We start from the raw sequence: 17,161 nt of genomic DNA, 5'->3' as shown, positions 1-17,161 counted from the left end.
CGATATGACAAAGCATCCTGAATCACGCTGCACCTTTTTTACGCACAACAGGCGCAGGTGGTTTGGGCAGTGCGAAATCGCGATAAAAATTTATAATCATAGAAGATATAATAAGGAGGCTTTCTTATGAATAATACATTTGATACCACCGTAGAGTCCCTGTTCAAGGGCATGGACAGCTTTATCACTACAAAAACCGTAGTCGGCGACGCAGTTACCATCGGCGATACCATCATTCTGCCGCTGGTAGACGTATCCTTCGGCGTGGGAGCCGGAGCCTTCGCGGGCGACAAGAAGCAGAACGCAGGCGGCGGTATGGGAGCGAAGATTTCCCCCAGCGCTATTCTGGTAATCTCGAATGGCGTCACCAAGCTGGTCAATGTAAAGAATCAGGATACTGTAACGAAGATTCTCGACATGGTTCCGGATTTCGTGAACAAGTTTGCGTCAGGCGGCACAAAGAATGAGAGTCCGGTGGCAGACGCCATCCAGGACGCAGTAGACGTAATCGAAAAGGACGAGCCGGAGGCAGATCCAAAGGCAGAGTAATCGGCTGCCAGGATACACATTTCAAAAAAAAGGACATAGAATAGAATAAGAAATAATATGCCGGGAGCCGTTATGAAACAGCTGCTTGGTTTTGTGATGTTCTGGATAGGCGTCGGAATCCTCACCACCTTTTTTATGCCGGTCAACGGCTGGTTTGTGCGGGCGCTGGCGGCCTTTTCCCTGATGATTGTCGGGTATAATCTGTTCTCGTCCGGAGGAAAATGCGGAAGATAAAAGATTATTGTTCACATGCACTGTCCCGCGGAGCGTGTTATTGAGAACGGAGTGAACAATAACGATAAAGGGAGATAGAAAATGTCTGTAACTACATTGAAGCGGATAGCGCTTGTGACCATGGTGCTGGGGTATATCGGATCGCTGATTCCGGGTATGCCGGTGTTTCTGCAGTGGCTCGGAAAGCTGTCCGCGCCGCTGTTCTTTTACTGTATGGCCTGGAGCCTTACGAAAACCAGTGATAAGAAAGCGTATTTCCGGCGGCTCTACATCGCCAGCGTAGCCATGGCGGCCTTTAACCTGCTCATGTCCGTTGTGGCACAGAAGACCGGCCTGGTCACCGCCGTCACCACTAATATGTTCGCGACCTTATTTGCGTCTGCTTTTCTGGTGGATCTGATTGAATACGCGAATCGCCATCCGAAGCGGAGATTGAAAATCTGGTTCACATACATTTTTTATCAGGTGGCTGTCGCGGGTGTATGGGCCGGACTCTATGAAATTGTGGAAGTGCCCTATGCAGTATTGAATTTCGGTTCGGCTCTGCTTGGAAGCGCGCTGACCTGCGAGGGAGCGCTGATGTATGTGCTGATTGGCGTGCTATTCTATTTTACGAAGGAGGACAAGAGTAAGAAGCGGATGATTCTCGGATACCTGGGTATCTTTCTTGTATTCTTTGTAAATTCCGCCTTTGGTCTCTGGGGAAGATTGTTTTCCCTGGTGGGTCATGATGTGCTGGTGGCTCTGATGGAGATTATGACGGGGCTGGTGCTCTGGGGAGCATCTTTCCGTCCGATTTTTGATCTGTCCCATATGTTCCATAATGATTTTCAGTGGATGATGATCTTTGCCCTGCCGCTGGTGCTCGGCTGCAATGAAAAGCTTGGCTTTTGTAAGAAGAAGCGGAAGCGGGACAAGCTGTCACCGCAGTTCCGGAAGTATTTTTACTACATATTCTACCCGGTACATGTATATGTGCTGTGGTTCATCGGGGCTGTGATTATGAAATAAAACGCAGGATTCTTTCTTATTTTCTATAAAAGGGACACAAAAAAAGGAGCGGCACACGCTGCTCCTAATTTCTCGATCTTAAACTTAAGCTCTCTCAACTGCTCCGGACTTCAGACAGGATGTACATACATACATCTTTCTGGCAGCGCCGTTAACCTTAACCTTTACAGACTTAACATTGGATTTCCACATCTTGTTGGAACGTCTATGTGAATGGCTGACGTTGTTTCCGAAATGAGCGCCTTTTTCACAGATTGCACACTTTGCCATGTTTGCACCTCCTCTTGAACGATAGTGAACCTATATATAGGCTCGCAACATAAGTTATTCTAGCAGATGCCACTATATTTTGCAAGTGGAAATTTAAAAATATTACAATTTTTTAGAAAGTATGAAAAATAGCTTTCTTTTCGAGGTAAAACAGGTTATAATACACTATATCTATGTCATCTGATAAGCAAAGAGAGACATGGGCTTTTTTGATGTAATAAAAAATAAGAGTGGAGGTAATGATAATGAAGGGACTTATGAATACGCAGATGGGCGCTGTCATGATCGACCCGGAAGTTATTGCCAGATATGCAGGTTCCGTAGCAGTGGAGTGCTTCGGTATCGTTGGAATGGCCATGGTAAATATGAAAGACGGACTGGTAAAGCTCCTGAAGGGAGACAACCTGACCCGCGGCGTGAACGTACAGATCAACGACAATAAGATTACGCTTTCTTTCCATGTAATTGTAGCGTATGGCGTCAGCATTTCCGCTGTATCCGACAATCTGATGAGCAATGTAAAGTACAAGGTGGAGGAGTTCACCGGAATGACCATTGAGAAAATCAACATCTTTGTTGAGGGTGTTCGGGTCATAGATTAATTTCAGGAGGAGTTTTTTGACATTATGAAAACGATAGAGGTAAACACGCTTACAAAGATGTTTTTAGGCGGCGCTAAGAACCTGGAAGCGAAAAAAGAGTGGATCAACGAGCTGAATGTATTTCCGGTGCCGGATGGCGATACGGGAACCAACATGACGCTGACTATCATGTCTGCAGCTTCCGAGGTCAACAACCTGTCTGAGCGTACTATGGAGACAGTAGCGAAGGCTATTTCCTCCGGATCCTTAAGAGGAGCGCGCGGAAACTCCGGCGTTATCCTGTCCCAGCTGCTCCGTGGCTTCACCAAGGGAATCAAGGGGTATGAGACCCTGGACGTGATGACCATTTCCAATGCATTCCAGAAAGCAGTAGAGACTGCGTACAAGGCGGTTATGAAGCCGAAGGAGGGAACAATTCTGACGGTGGCCAGAGGCGCGGCTGATAAGGCGGCAGAGCTGGCTCTGGAGGAAGAGGATCTGGACGTCTTCTTTGCAGGTGTGATTGAAGAGGCGGAGCGTGTGCTGGCGACTACTCCGGATCTCTTACCGGTTCTGAAAGAGGCAGGTGTGGTAGATTCCGGCGGACAGGGCCTTGTGGAGGTGCTGAAGGGCGCTTATGACGCTTATCTGGGAAAAGAGGTGGATTACACCTTTGAAGCGCCGAAGTCCGCTCCGGTGAAGATCAGCGCGGAGACAGAGGCTGAAATCAAGTTCGGTTACTGCACCGAGTTTATTATCGTATTAGATAAGAAGTTTGAGCATAAGGACGAGATGGAATTTAAGGCTTTCCTGGAGTCTATCGGTGATTCTATTGTGTGCGTGGCTGACGATGATATCGTAAAGATTCATGTACATACGAATCATCCGGGTCAGGCCATCGAGAAGGCGCTGACCTACGGTTCCCTGTCCCGGCTGAAGATCGACAATATGCGTGAGGAGCATGAGGAGAAGCTCATCAAGGATGCTTCCAAGATTGCGGCTCAGCAGAAGGCAGAAGAGCCGAGAAAGGAGATGGGCTTTATCTCAGTATCCATCGGCGAGGGCATTGGTGAGATCTTCAAGGGTCTCGGCGTGGATTACCTGATCGAGGGCGGTCAGACCATGAACCCCAGCACCGAGGATATGCTCAATGCCATTGAAAAGGTAAACGCGGATCATATCTTCATTCTGCCGAACAATAAGAACATCATCCTGGCAGCAAATCAGGCAAAGGCGCTTTGTGAGGATAAGGATATTATTGTTATCCCCACCAAAACGGTTCCCCAGGGAATTACGGCCATGATCAACTTCATGCCGGATTCCAGTGCAGAGGAGAACGAGACCCGCATGACCGAGGAGCTGGCCAATGTGAAGACCGGTCAGGTTACCTATGCGGTGCGTGATACTCACATCGATGACAAGGAGATCAAAGAGGGCAATATCATGGGCATCGGCGACCACGCGATCCTGGCTGTGGGCGAGGATGTGGAGCAGACTACGCTGGATATGTTCAAGGAGCTCATCGACGAGGATTCCGAGCTTATCAGCATTTACTATGGCGAGGACGTGAAGAAGGAGGATGCGGACAAGCTGGGCGAGGATTTAAGCGATCTGTATCCGGACTGCGATATCGAGGTTCATTTTGGCGGACAGCCGATTTACTATTATGTAGTTTCTGTGGAGTAGAAAATGAATACAGCTTCCCCAATTACAGCCTTAAAAGGCATTGGAGAAAAGACAGCTGCGCTCTTTCACCGTGTCGGGGTAGACACGGTGGGAGAGCTCTTGTCTTATTATCCGAGGACGTATGATGTATATGAAAGACCGGTGTCAATCGGTGCTCTGGAGGCCGATAAGATACAGGCCGTGACCGGCGTTATCCGCCGGATCCCGGATGGCAGGCGAGTGGGCAGGTATCATATTACCACCGTGTCCTTAGAGGAAAATGGCCTGCACCTGCAGCTTTCCTGGTTTAATATGCCCTTTCTGCGAAACAGCCTGTTGCCTGGCTGCATCTATATCTTCCGGGGACGGGTGCAGAAGAAAAAGGGTCGAACCACCATGGATCAGCCGGAGATTTACGCGCCGGAGGACTATGAGAAGCTGCTGGACACTATGCAGCCCATCTATGGACTGACCGGCGGTCTGTCCAATAAGACTGTGACCAAGGCGGTGCGCCAGGCTTTTGAGCAACTGGATCTGGACACAGAATATCTGCCGGAGCGTATCCGGAACGAACAGCAGTTAGCGGAATATAACTTTTCCCTGCGGGCCATCCATTTTCCGGTGAAGCGGGAGGATCTGCTGTTGGCCAGAAAGCGTCTGGTCTTTGATGAGTTTTTCCTGTTTATTTTAGCCCTGCGGCAGATGAAAGAGCAGACCGAAGACACGGTCAATGAGTGCGTGATTCATCCGGGAGCGTCTGTGGAGCAGTTGCTTTCATCACTGCCCTACGAGCTCACCGGGGCCCAGAAGCGGGTCTGGAATGAGATTCAGGCGGATCTTAAGGGAGAAACGATCATGAACCGGCTGGTGCAGGGAGACGTGGGATCCGGTAAGACGGTCATTGCGCTGCTGGCATTGCTTTCCGCGGTGGAGAGCGGCTATCAGGGGGCGCTGATGGCGCCCACCGAGGTGCTGGCAAGACAGCATGCGGAGAGTATCCGGGAGCTGCTTTCCGGGCTTTCCATGGACGTATGCGTGGAGCTGCTGACCGGATCCATGACGGCCAAGGAGAAACGGGAGGCTTATGCGCGCATTGAGAGCGGTGAGGCGCGGATTATTCTCGGAACCCATGCGCTGATTCAGGAGAAGGTAAGCTTTGCCCGTCTGGGACTGGTGGTGACAGACGAGCAGCACCGGTTCGGCGTTCGCCAGAGGGAGACACTGGCGAGTAAGGGACTTCATCCCCATGTGTTGGTCATGAGCGCCACGCCGATCCCCCGGACTCTGGCTATTATCATTTACGGGGATTTGGATATCTCCGTCATCGATGAGCTTCCGGCCAATCGTCTGCCCATCAAGAATTGTGTGGTGGACGAGAGTTATCGGCCTAAGGCCTACCGTTTTATCGAGCGGGAAGTGGCCGCCGGGCGGCAGGTGTACATTATCTGCCCTATGGTGGAGGAAAATCCGGAGATCGAGATTGAAAATGTGGTAGATTATACGGAAAAGCTGCAAAAGGAGCTGGCTCCCGGCATCGCCATTGAATATCTGCACGGGAAAATGAAAGCCGCCGAGAAGAATGACATTATGGAGCGCTTCGCGGCAGGCGAAATCCAGGTGCTTGTCTCCACGACCGTTATCGAGGTGGGAGTCAATGTGCCAAACGCCACAGTTATGATGGTGGAGAACGCCGAGCGCTTCGGCCTGGCTCAGCTTCATCAGCTAAGGGGGCGTGTAGGACGCGGAAAGCACCAGTCCTACTGCATTTTCGTTAGTGGATCCGACAGTAAGGATACCAAAAAGCGACTGGAGATTCTGAACAAATCCAATGATGGCTTTTATATTGCTTCAGAAGATCTGAAGCTTCGGGGACCGGGCGATCTGTTCGGAATCCGCCAGAGTGGAATTCTGGAGTTTAAGATTGGAGATATTTTTACAGACGCGTTGATCCTGCAGGCTGCCAGTGAGGAGGCCGCGAAGATCGAAAAATTAGACCCGGAGCTGAAGCTGGAGGAGCATCAGGGGCTAAAGGAGAAGCTTTTGGAGTACCGGACGGCAGGAATAGCGCGTATGAGTTTGTAAGGAGAAAAGACGGAAGTATTATGAACATTTTAAATATCGAGCACGTAAGCAAGCTTTACGGAGATAAATGGATTTTCGATGATATCTCCTGTGGCATTCAGGAGGGAGAAAAGGTCGGGATCATCGGCATCAACGGCACGGGCAAGACGACCCTGCTTCGGATTATCGCAGGTACCGAGGAGGCTGATCAGGGGCAGGTCATTATGCAAAATGGCGTAAAGCTGGCCTTTCTGTCCCAGGCGAACACATTTCCGGATGGGGCTACTGCGCTGTCCTATGTGGCGGGCGGAGAGGTCACCGAGTATGACGCAAAAAATATGCTGAACACCTTAGGCATCCCGGATGTGGGTGCGCAAATCGAGACGCTGTCCGGCGGGCAGAAGAAGCGGGTGGCCCTGGCACGGACCCTGCTGCTTTCGGCGGATATTCTGATTCTGGACGAGCCCACGAACCATCTGGATGAGGAGATGATCCGCTGGCTGGAGGCCTGGCTTCGGAAATTCCGGGGAACCGTGATTCTGGTAACCCATGACCGCTATTTTCTGGACCGGGTGACCAATCGGATTCTGGAAATCAGCCGGGGAAAGCTCTACAGTTATCAGGCCAACTATTCGGGCTTTCTGGAGCTGAAGGCAAAGCGGGAGGAAATGGAGCTGGCCACCGAACGGAAGCGGCAGAGCATTCTCCGCATGGAGCTGGAATGGGCGGCCAGAGGCTGCCGGGCCCGGACCACCAAGCAGCAGGCGCGACTGGATCGGCTGGAAGCGTTGAAGGCCGGAAGGGCTCCGGTCTTTGATAAAACCGTGGAGCTGGATTCGGTCGAAACCCGCATGGGCAAGAAAACCATTGAGCTGCACCACGTATCCAAGGAATACGAGGGCCGAAAGATTGTTGAGGATTTTACGTATATTTTCCTGAAAAATCAGACTATCGCGTTTGTTGGCCCGAATGGCTGCGGAAAGTCTACGTTGCTGAAAATGATAGCAGGGCAGATCCCGCCGGATTCCGGCGATGTGGAGGTGGGCGAAACCATCAAGCTTGGCTATTTCGCCCAGGAACTGCCGGACATGGATGAAAATCAGCGGGTCATCGACTATGTGAAGGATATTGCCGAGTACATTTCCACCCGAGATGGACGGATCACGGCGTCCCAGATGCTGGAACGCTTTCTGTTTACCCCGGATATGCAGTACGCGCCCATCGGAAAGCTCTCCGGCGGGGAGAAGCGGCGGCTCTATCTCTTAGGCGTCCTGCAGACCGGCCCCAATGTGCTGGTTATGGACGAGGTCAGCAACGAACTGGATATTCCCACGCTGACGATTCTGGAGGATTACCTGAACTCCTTTATCGGCATTGTAATTCTCGTTTCCCACGATCGGTATTTCCTGGACAATGTGGTGGATCGGATCTTTGCCTTCGACGGCAACGGTCATTTCCGCCAGTACGAGGGCGGCTATACCGACTATATGGAAGCGCTGGCCCGGGAGCATGGCGCAGCAGGGACGGATTTTGGCGGCGCTTTAAAGAGCATAAAAGCAGCGGGAGCTTCCGAACCCGGCGGCAAGAAGAAAGCTAGCTGGGATAAAGGGGAGAAGAAGCTGAAATTCACCTACAAGGAGCAGAAGGAATTCGATACCATCGAGGACGATATCGCTGCGCTGGAAGCGAAGATAGAGGAGCTGGATAAAGAAATGATTGCCCATGCCAGCCAGTATAGCCGCTTAACGGAGCTTACGAAGGAAAAGGAAGAGACGCAGAGCCTTCTGGATGAGAAGATGGAGCGCTGGATGTATCTGACGGAGCTGAAGGAAAAAATTGACGCCCAGTAGGTGCGTGGCAAGGAGAATATTGACAGACAAAACGCCGTTATCGGATGAAATGCGGATCAGTATTCCCTCTGATCCCGGATCAGAAATGATTCCAGCCCTGCGCGGATAAACTGATCGATGGCCCGCTGTATCTTTTTCCAGTCGGAGCAGTGATTGCGCAGCATGACTTTATTGATGGACAGACAGCCGTTCATCTGGAAATAAAAAATGGCTTCGGCTTCTTCAAAGGTAAGGAGACTGTGTGACATCAGCCAGGTCACATAGTCTTCTTTTGTCATTTCCGCCATTTTTTCTATGATTTGTGCGGAGATGGTGTCGTCGAGAAAAAGCGCCTGATATCGGTCGCTGCTGTGCAGCCTGTCACAGAAAGGATAGGAGCAGTTCCCGGAGGCTCTTGCAGGGCAGAAGACATGGTCGATGACGCTGGTGGTTTCTTTCAGGATTTCGCTTAGAAGATCATCCAGCACATCGGCAGTATCATAATAGTGGAGATAGAAGGTTCCCCGGTTGATTTCCGCAAGCCTGCAGATCTCAGTGATTGTGATTTTGGGATATTCCTTTTCTTCCAGAAGCTTTAAAAATGCTTCCTTTATGACCTGGCGGGTATAACGCGTCCTCCGGTCTTCTTTCTGTGTCTTTTCCGGCATGGGAATTTCCTCCTTTTTCGATGATTTCCATTGGAGTTTCTGAACAGAATACGGAAAACTGTTCAGAAACCTACAGACAGCTTTAAATTGATGATTGTATTTTCTGATACTTTTATTATAATCAGTTTGTAAAGAAAATCAACATATTGTTTATAAAAAGAACACCCTGTATCAGGACGGCAGCAGAATAATTGCTGAACGCAGGAAAATGTGGATTTGGCACAGGAAAGGATGGAGAGGATATGGGACATGTGATTGCAGTAGCCGGCAAAGGCGGTGTGGGAAAGACCACGCTTACCGGCCTTTTGATTCAGTATCTCTGCCAGAGCGGGAAGAAGCCGGTTCTGGCTGTGGATGCGGATGCCAACTCAAATCTCAATGAGGTGCTTGGCGTGGAGGCGGGCATTACTCTTGGAGAGCTCCGGGAGGAGATTGAGCGGGCGGGATCGGATAGCCGGTATAAGATTCCCGCCGGGGTAACGAAAAAGGATTATCTGGAGGCCCGGCTGGCAGATGCCCTTACAGAGGAGGATGACTTTGATTTGATGGTCATGGGGCGCAGCCAGGGGCAAGGCTGTTACTGCTTTGTGAACGGCCTGGTTCAGACGCAGGTGCAGAAGCTGCAGAGCCATTACCCTTATGTGGTGGTGGACAATGAGGCAGGAATGGAGCATGTGAGCCGTGGGCTCCTGCCGATGATGGAGGTCGCGATTTTAGTCAGCGACTGTTCCAGGAGAGGCGTGCAGGCGGCCGGGCGGATTGCTGCTTTGATGAAGGAGCTGAATTTTAAGCCAAAGAAGGTGGGACTGATTATCAACCGGGCTCCGGAGGGGAATCTGGATGCCGGAACACTGGAAGAGATACAAAATCAGAATCTGGAGCTCCTTGGAGTAGTGCCTCATGACGATATGATTTACCGCTTTGACTGCGACGGAAAGCCCATTGTACAGCTTCCCATGGACTCTCCGGTGCGGAAAGCCCTTCAGGAGATTGTGGAAAAGCTGGAGCTGTAGTCTGGAGGAACAGCCAAAAAAAATGGAAAGGAAAAAGAAAGGTCGTATCAAATATGAAGCTGGAATACGCAAAGGATAACCTGACACAAGTTCCAGGGCAGATGTATCTTCTGGCTTGCAAGAAATTACGGAACCCGGATAGAAAGCAGGTGCGAAAATGAGTGATGTATTACCTACGTGCCAGGAAGCACGCGGTATGACGACGATTGAAGAGATTGACTGCCCCAAATGCGGAGGCGTGATAGAGGTATTTATACGGGATGGGCAGACTGTGGGAGAAAGCATCTGCGATCAGTGCGGTTTTGCAATACCGGGCGACGTACATCTGTCCCTGTATCTTGAGGAGGTGGCAAAGTGAAAATATCTGTATGTGGAAAGGGTGGAAGCGGAAAAAGTACCATTGTATCACTGCTGGCGGAAAGATTTGCGGCGGCGGGAAAAGAAGTTCTGATCATCGATTCTGACGAATCGAACTATGGACTGCACCGGCATCTCAGTATGGAAAATCCAAAGGAATTTACCGGTTTTTTTGGAGGGAAAGAGGAAGTTCTGAAGGATATGATGCTATCTAATTTTACGCATCAATTCTTTGAAGGACAGTGGAAGCTTAGTGATATTCCGAAAGGGTATTACACAGAAAAGAACGGAATCAAGCTGATGGTAAGCGGAAAGATTCATCAGGCGAACGAGGGCTGTGCCTGTGCTATGGGAACGGTGATGAAGCAGTTTGTCAGCAGATTAACGCTTGAGGAAAATCAGATCGCTATTCTGGATATGGAGGCTGGAATTGAGCATTTCGGGCGCGGTTTGGATGATGAGGTGGATCTGATTCTGATGGTCTGTGATCCTTCCTATGAGTCTGCCAAGCTTGCGGTGAAGATAGGAGAGCTGAGTGGAAAGCTTCAAAAACCCATGTATTATGTATTGAATAAAGTGGACGAGGAAAGCAGGAAGGTGCTGGAGCAGGCCATAGGAGATCCTGAGCGGATACTGGCAGTTCTGCCTGTAGAGCCAGAACTCACAAAGGCAGCGCTGCTTGGCCAAAAGCTGATTTTGGAGAACAGTGAGCTTAATCAGGCAGCAAAGAAGATCTGCAGGACGCAGATATAACAAGTCTTTAAAAGCCAGGACAGAGTCGATCAGATCTTTGTTCTGGCTTTTTCAGGTGAATTTGGGGGAGGTTAAATTGACGCCCAGTAGGTACGGCAATGAGAAAAACAGAGATAGAAATATGGTTTCAAACGTGGTAAAATCAAAGACAGAGTAATAGATACGCACAATATCGTGATAGAAAGAAGGAACACACATGGATTCACTCACTTACAAAAGAACAAATGTCTACGAAACCGCAGATGAGACCCTGATGACTGAGATCTTCGATTTCGCCGAGGGCTATAAGCAGTTCTTGGACGAAGGAAAGACCGAACGGGAGTGCTGCGCCTATGTGGAGGCGGCTGCGAAGGCAGCAGGCTACGAGGCTTTCGATTTTGGCTGCAAGCTCAAGGCAGGCGACAAGATTTATTACAACAACCGCGGAAAAAATATGTATCTGATCAAGGTGGGCACCGAGAATATCGCGAAGGACGGCATCCGTATCATCGCCTCTCATATCGACAGTCCCCGTCTGGATCTGAAGCAGCTTCCCCTCTATGAGTCCGAGGGCGTGGCTCTGGGCAAGACACATTACTACGGGGGCCTGCGCAAATATCAGTGGGCGGCCATACCCCTTGCCCTGCACGGCGTGGTGGCATTAAAGGACGGCACTACGGTGCAGGTAAAAGTGGGTGAGGACGAGAGCGATCCGGTGTTTTATATCAGCGATCTGCTTCCTCATCTGGCAGCCAAGCAGAATCAGAAGCCTCTGGGCAACGCCATCGAGGGCGAGCAGCTGAACATCTGGTTTGGCAACATTCCTTACACGGCAGCGACTGAGGACGATGAAAAAACCGTTAAGAACAATGTGCTGCACCTGCTGAATGATAAATACGGTATCACCGAGGCAGATTTCATGAGTGCCGAGCTGTCCATGGTTCCGGCTTTCAAGGCCAAGGATGTGGGCTTCGATCGCGCCCTGCTTGGAAGCTACGGCCACGACGACCGGGTCTGCGCGTACCCCGCATGGAAAGCCTGCCTGGACGAGACTTCCGATCAGCATACGGTTATGGTTATTCTGGCAGATAAGGAGGAGATCGGAAGCGAGGGAACCACAGGTATGCAGAGTGCCATTTTCACGGATCTTATCGATGAGCTGGCAGCAGCCTTCGGAGTGTCCGCCGCAGCGGTACGGGCTCATTCCAAGTGTCTGTCCGCGGACGTGACAGCGGCTTACGATCCCAATTATCCGGAGGTCTGCGAAAAGACCAACTCTGTGTTCCTGTCCTGCGGCGCAGGTATGATGAAGTTTACCGGAGCCAGAGGAAAGAGCGGATCCAACGACGCCAACGCTGAGTTTCTTGCGTATCTGCGGAACCTGTTCGACGAGAACGGCGTGGTATGGCAGACCGGCGAGCTGGGTAAGGTGGACGAAGGAGGCGGCGGAACCGTGGCCAAATTCATCGCCAAGTTTAACATCGACACCGTAGATATCGGCGTTCCGGTGATTTCCATGCATTCTCCCTGGGAGGTGGTATCCAAGGCGGATCTGTATGAGAATTATCTGGCGTTTAAGGCGTTTATCCAATAAAAAGTGGAAAAAGTAAAGCTTCAGGGGATAAGATCGCGTGTGATCTTATCCCCTGATTTGTGTATGCGGTTATAGAACGGTCGGTTACCGGAATTCGGAATCCAGCAAAATATACTTGACAAAAATCTGATTTTCCATATAATTATCAATGATAATTAACATTGGTAACTAAATGCAAGGAGACATACAGATGAACCATCGATTAATTAAGCAGATGTTTGATGCCTGCTATATGGCGAAGCGAACCCGGGATATGCTTCCCCCATTGCCGGAGGGTGTACAGCCGTCCTATATTCATTACCTGGATTGCATGCAGGAGCTGGAAGAAAAAGGGAAACAGGTTCGGATTTCCGATCTCAGTAAATTCCTGAATATTCCGAGACCCGGCGTGACCCGCACGGTCAAGGAGATGGAAGCAAAGGGCTATCTTCAGAAAATTGCTTCGCCGGACGACGGCCGGGTGACCTTCCTTACTGCCACGGAAAAGGGGAGAAAGCTGCATCAGAAATACGACGAGGAATATTTCAACGGCATACTTCCATATTTTGACAGTATTTCCGAGGAGGAGGCCGAAACGATGATTGCGACCATCGAAAAGTTTTATCAGATTATGAGCGGAAGGAGAGCGACCTATGACAAACGATAAAGCGGATTTTACCCAGGGAAATATCTTAAAGAAACTGGTGGCCTTTATGCTGCCGGTGCTTGGCGCACTGATACTGCAGGCGGCTTACGGCGCGGTGGATCTTTTGGTGGTGGGACACTTTGGTTCCACCTCGGGACTTTCCGCAGTTTCCACCGGCAGCCAGGTACTGAACCTGGTGACATTTGCAGTGACTCAGCTTGCCATGGGTATCACCGTGCTCATTGCCCGGTATCTGGGCGAAAAGCGACCTCAGTACATCGGACCGGCCATCGGCGGAGGCGCTGTGGTATTCGCTGTGATTTCTGTAGTGCTGTTCCTGATTATGGTAGGATTGGCGCGGCCTATTGCGGTGCTGATGCAGGCGCCTGTGGAGGCAGTGAGCCTGACTGCGTCCTATGTGCGGATCTGTGGAGCCGGCATTTTCTTCATCGTGGCTTACAATGTGCTGGCGGCCATTTTCCGGGGCTTAGGTGACAGCAGCTCCCCGCTTCTGTTTGTGCTGGTGGCCTGTGTCATCAATGTTGTCGGCGATCTGGTGCTGGTGGCAGGCCTTCATATGGACGCGGCGGGCGCGGCCATCGCAACCGTGGCGGCGCAGGCTTGCAGCGTGGTATTTGCGGTGCTGCTTCTGGTAAAGCGGGGACTGCCCTTTGACATCAAAAAAGAGGATTTTCGTTGGAATGCCCAGTGTCCGAGATTTCTGAAAAGTGGACTTCCGCTGGCTTTTCAGGAGATTATGACCCAGTGTTCCTTCCTGGCCCTCTGCGCCTTTATCAACCGTCTGGGTCTGGAGGCCTCCTCCGGCTACGGCGTAGCGTGTAAAATCGTCAATTTTGCCATGCTGGTACCCAGCGCTCTAATGCAGTCTATGGCCTCCTTCGTCTCCCAGAATGTAGGCGCAGGTAAACACAAGCGGGCGAAGCAGTCTATGTTTACCGGCATGGGCGTGGGACTTACTGTAGGCTGCGTCGTATTTGCCCTGGTGCTTCTGAAGGGCGACGTGCTGTGTGGTTTCTTTACCACAGACGTATCTGTTATCGCCAGAGGCTATGATTATCTGAAGGGCTTTGCCCCGGAGACTTTGGGAACCGCAATCCTGTTCAGCATGATGGGCTATTTTAACGGTAATAACAAAACGGTATTCGTCATGGCCCAGGGTATGATACAGACCCTTCTGGTCCGCCTGCCCCTGTCGTATTACATGAGCATTCAGCCGGACGCCAGCCTGACCCGGATCGGTCTTGCCGCGCCCATATCCACGGCGGTGGGAATCGTGCTTTGTATCGGGTGTTATCTGTATATGCAGCGGGGAGAGAAGAAAGCGCAGTAATATAGGTTTATACGAAACTAATAGAATTCAGGTTTTCTGTATTTCAGTGCAGGTTTTATGAACTTGCAAATCATTCTTACCTGTACTATGATAAAATCAGTATCGGATCCGTGTCTGAACAGGAAAGGGAGAGGATTAAGATGAAAACAAGGAGACTTGGAAAAACAGGATTAAAGGTAAGTGAGATCGGCTTCGGCGGCGAGTGGCTGGAGCGGCATTCGGTGGAAGAGAGCGTGGAGGTGATCCGCTACGCCCATGCAAAAGGAATTAACATTCTGGACTGTTGGATGGCAGATCCGAAATCCAGAGATATTATTGGTGAAGGAATCAAACCGAACCGGGAGCAGTGGTACATTCAGGGCCATATCGGTTCCACCTGGAAGGACGGCCAGTATTACCGTACCCGTGAAATGGAGTATGTAAAGCCGGCCTTTGAAGATTTGCTTCGACGGCTGCAGACCGATTACATCGATCTGGGGATGATTCATTACGTGGATTCCGAGGAAGAGTGGGAGAAAATTCAGCATTCCGACTATCTGGATTACGTGATGGAGCTCAAAAAGAACGGCACCATCCGTCACATCGGCATCAGCTCCCATAACCCAAAGGTGGCTGTGAAAGCGGCTCAGTCCGGCTATGTGGAAATGATTCTGTTCAGCATTAATCCGGCCTTTGACATGCTTCCGGCAAGCGAAGACATCGAGACCATGTTTGCGGAGCAGTATGATACGGCCCTGAAAGGCATCGACGCGGAGCGGGCGCATCTGTATCAGGTCTGCGAGCAGAACGATGTGGGAATCACGGTCATGAAGGGTTTTGCGGGAGGCCGCCTTTTTGATGAAAAGCGTTCGCCCTTCGGCGTGAAGCTGACGCCGGTTCAGTGTATTCACTACGCATTGACACGTCCGGCAGTCTGTTCCATCCTGTGCGGCTACGATACCAAAAAGCAGGTGGATGACGCTGCAGCCTACGAAACCGCGTCTGACGAGGCGAAAGATTACGCTTCCGTCATCGCCAACGCACCGCTTCATTCCTATCGTGGAGCCTGCACCTACTGCGGTCACTGTAAGCCCTGCGTGGTCAACCTGGATATTGCCATGATCAATAAATTTTATGATCTGGCCACCATGCAGCCTGAAGTTCCGGCCACGGTGCAGTCCCACTATGAGCTGCTGGAGCATAAGGCATCCGAGTGTATCGGCTGCCGGTCCTGCGAGGAACGTTGCCCCTTTGGTGTGAAGATTGCGGAGCGGATGGAGAAGGCGGCGAAGGTGTTCGGCGTCTAAAAATAAGTACCCTGTATTGGAAAAAATTGTCGAATTTCCGCCCGATTCCCCTTGACGGAACCCGACCGACCCGTTAATATATTCTAAGGTATGTGTAAAGATAACGTAAAAGTTACGTGAAATACAGCAAAGCGAAGGAGATAAGAATGAATAACTGGGAGAATGTGGTTCTGGTGCCGGAATTTGACGAGCAGGGCGTGGCCTGTTATCGGCTGGACGGCGGAAACTACCTGAATGAGTATTATATTGTATCAGAGGCGGAGTCCAGAAAGCTTCTGAATACGCCGGAGATTGTAGGCTATGAGGTGTATAACTGTCTGATTTCCGCCACATCCCAGATGCTTTATTATCTGAAGGAGCAGAAGAAGGTGACCACTGCCAATATTCTTTCTATTTTGAGAGGCGCTCTCAACTATCCGCTGGAGGAGAGCTGTTACCGGGAGCACATCCGTGTTCATGACATCAGCTTCCTGTCCAGTGAGCGTGTCTTTGAAAATGAGGAGATCGCGGGATTGGAGATCAAGTACAGCAAGCTGACCATGGTGCCGGACAGCACTCTGATGATCGGCGATATTATTGCCAGCGGCGAGACGTTGATTCACTGTCTCCGCTATGTGACTGATTTCTACCGGGATCACGGCGCGAAGCTCCGCAATATCATCATCTTCACCATCGGCGGAACCAAGGGTATCGACATCCTGGAGGATCTGACCCGGGATATCCGGGAGTTCTGGCCGGAGTTTGAAGGCTTTATTACCATTTATTATGAGGGTATTTTCAGTACCTACCAGGACAAGGGCGTGTCCGGCATCAATCTGCCGGATGTGGATTTCTACTGGAAGGGCGGTATCGTAGCGCCGGAGTTCCGCAGAGAGACTCTTTCCATGTGCAGTCCGCTCTTTGAAAAATGTATCATTTACGATGGCGGAGCGAGACGCTATGAGATCCACGAGCATGTGGAGGAAGTGCTGGAGTTCTGGGAAGGCATCCGTGACCGCGCGGACCGGATTGATTTCCGGGAGCTGCTGGCTGAGAAGCTGGGCTATCCGCTTCCGGTAAGCTATGAGGACTGGGTTCATAATAACCATTATGAGAAGATCCGCCCGGCTGATACCAGGTGGCTGTACCGCCAGGAGCAGGGTTATATCGAGAGCATGAAGAATATCACCTTAAAAGAGCTTGCCGAGCAGAGAATCGGGGAGTTTACCGATGCACTTCGGAAATACATTTTGTAAATAAGGATTTTAAAATCAGGACGGACTGATACAAGGGGTTCCGCCCTGATTTTTTAAGGTGGCAGAATTTCAAGGGCAGAAGCCGTTTCTGCTTGCAGGA

Annotated in this window: 17 protein-coding genes; 15 read left to right on the top strand and 2 right to left on the bottom strand. The window is 50.7% G+C overall.

Annotated features, from left to right (window positions below; all coding sequences use genetic code 11):
• The first annotated feature begins 126 nt into the window (after positions 1-126).
• The 3 genes from WMO29_RS04745 (at position 127) to WMO29_RS04735 (ending at position 1,794) form a co-directional block, all read left to right on the top strand.
• On the top strand, positions 127-549 hold the full coding sequence (locus WMO29_RS04745; protein WP_178038554.1) for a spore germination protein GerW family protein: 423 nt from the start codon (positions 127-129) through the stop codon (positions 547-549).
• A 72-nt stretch (positions 550-621) separates the two neighbouring features.
• Positions 622-783, top strand: a complete 162-nt coding sequence (locus tag WMO29_RS04740) for a hypothetical protein (protein WP_178038553.1) — start codon at positions 622-624, stop codon at positions 781-783.
• An 81-nt stretch (positions 784-864) separates the two neighbouring features.
• Positions 865-1,794 (top strand): TraX family protein, encoded by a 930-nt coding sequence (locus WMO29_RS04735; protein WP_349163985.1) that lies wholly within the window; start codon positions 865-867, stop codon positions 1,792-1,794.
• Between the two features lie 84 nt (positions 1,795-1,878).
• On the opposite strand, the gene rpmB is transcribed toward WMO29_RS04735, so the two are convergent.
• Positions 1,879-2,064, bottom strand: coding sequence for a 50S ribosomal protein L28 (gene rpmB, locus WMO29_RS04730; RefSeq protein WP_158362047.1), 186 nt, complete (start codon positions 2,062-2,064; stop codon positions 1,879-1,881).
• Positions 2,065-2,309: 245 nt separating this feature from the next.
• Here rpmB and WMO29_RS04725 point away from each other — a divergent pair, with 245 nt between their 5' ends.
• From WMO29_RS04725 to WMO29_RS04710, 4 genes are read left to right on the top strand one after another with little or no spacing between them, the layout of a single operon-like run.
• A complete protein-coding gene (locus tag WMO29_RS04725; protein ID WP_158362048.1) occupies positions 2,310-2,666 on the top strand; it encodes an Asp23/Gls24 family envelope stress response protein in 357 nt (118 codons plus the stop codon).
• Positions 2,667-2,690: 24 nt separating this feature from the next.
• Complete coding sequence (locus WMO29_RS04720) at positions 2,691-4,331, top strand: DAK2 domain-containing protein (protein WP_349163984.1); 1,641 nt, start codon at positions 2,691-2,693, stop codon at positions 4,329-4,331.
• A gap of 3 nt (positions 4,332-4,334) precedes the next feature.
• A complete protein-coding gene (gene recG / locus WMO29_RS04715) occupies positions 4,335-6,392 on the top strand; it encodes an ATP-dependent DNA helicase RecG (protein ID WP_349163983.1) in 2,058 nt (685 codons plus the stop codon).
• 20 nt (positions 6,393-6,412) lie between these two features.
• Positions 6,413-8,221: an ABC-F family ATP-binding cassette domain-containing protein gene (locus tag WMO29_RS04710; RefSeq protein ID WP_349163982.1), complete on the top strand. Its 1,809-nt coding sequence runs from the start codon at positions 6,413-6,415 to the stop codon at positions 8,219-8,221.
• Positions 8,222-8,277: 56 nt separating this feature from the next.
• Here WMO29_RS04710 and WMO29_RS04705 read toward each other — a convergent pair whose 3' ends face one another.
• Entirely contained in the window at positions 8,278-8,868 is a 591-nt protein-coding gene (locus WMO29_RS04705; protein ID WP_349163981.1) for a TetR/AcrR family transcriptional regulator, read from the bottom strand.
• 242 nt (positions 8,869-9,110) lie between these two features.
• On the opposite strand from WMO29_RS04705, the gene WMO29_RS04700 reads away from it, so the two are divergent.
• The 8 genes from WMO29_RS04700 to WMO29_RS04665 all read left to right on the top strand — a co-directional run bounded on the left by WMO29_RS04700 (position 9,111) and on the right by WMO29_RS04665 (position 17,061).
• Positions 9,111-9,881 carry an ATP-binding protein gene (locus WMO29_RS04700; RefSeq protein WP_349163980.1) on the top strand — a complete coding sequence of 257 codons (771 nt, stop codon included), beginning with the start codon at positions 9,111-9,113 and terminating at the stop codon, positions 9,879-9,881.
• A 157-nt stretch (positions 9,882-10,038) separates the two neighbouring features.
• Positions 10,039-10,239: a hypothetical protein gene (locus WMO29_RS04695; RefSeq protein ID WP_349163979.1), complete on the top strand. Its 201-nt coding sequence runs from the start codon at positions 10,039-10,041 to the stop codon at positions 10,237-10,239.
• The gene (locus WMO29_RS04690) at positions 10,236-10,991 is read left to right on the top strand and encodes an ATP-binding protein (RefSeq protein ID WP_349163977.1); all 756 of its coding nucleotides are present in this window, start codon (positions 10,236-10,238) and stop codon (positions 10,989-10,991) included. The genes WMO29_RS04695 and WMO29_RS04690 overlap by 4 nt, the downstream gene beginning before the upstream one ends.
• 196 nt (positions 10,992-11,187) lie before the next feature.
• Complete coding sequence (locus WMO29_RS04685) at positions 11,188-12,564, top strand: aminopeptidase (RefSeq protein ID WP_349163976.1); 1,377 nt, start codon at positions 11,188-11,190, stop codon at positions 12,562-12,564.
• Positions 12,565-12,754: 190 nt separating this feature from the next.
• Entirely contained in the window at positions 12,755-13,210 is a 456-nt protein-coding gene (locus tag WMO29_RS04680; protein ID WP_349163975.1) for a MarR family winged helix-turn-helix transcriptional regulator, read from the top strand.
• Complete coding sequence (locus WMO29_RS04675) at positions 13,197-14,540, top strand: MATE family efflux transporter (protein ID WP_349163974.1); 1,344 nt, start codon at positions 13,197-13,199, stop codon at positions 14,538-14,540. The genes WMO29_RS04680 and WMO29_RS04675 overlap by 14 nt, the downstream gene beginning before the upstream one ends.
• A 140-nt stretch (positions 14,541-14,680) precedes the next feature.
• The gene (locus WMO29_RS04670; RefSeq protein ID WP_349163973.1) at positions 14,681-15,826 is read left to right on the top strand and encodes an aldo/keto reductase; all 1,146 of its coding nucleotides are present in this window, start codon (positions 14,681-14,683) and stop codon (positions 15,824-15,826) included.
• Between the two features lie 146 nt (positions 15,827-15,972).
• Positions 15,973-17,061 (top strand): hypothetical protein, encoded by a 1,089-nt coding sequence (locus tag WMO29_RS04665; protein WP_349163972.1) that lies wholly within the window; start codon positions 15,973-15,975, stop codon positions 17,059-17,061.
• Positions 17,062-17,161: the final 100 nt, after the last annotated feature.

The sequence above is a fragment of the Laedolimicola intestinihominis genome (genome assembly GCF_040096155.1).
Classification (GTDB): Bacteria; Bacillota; Clostridia; order Lachnospirales; family Lachnospiraceae; genus Laedolimicola; species Laedolimicola intestinihominis.
The sequence above is the reverse complement of the archived record's forward strand: the minus strand, read 5'-3'. Positions and strand labels throughout refer to the sequence as shown.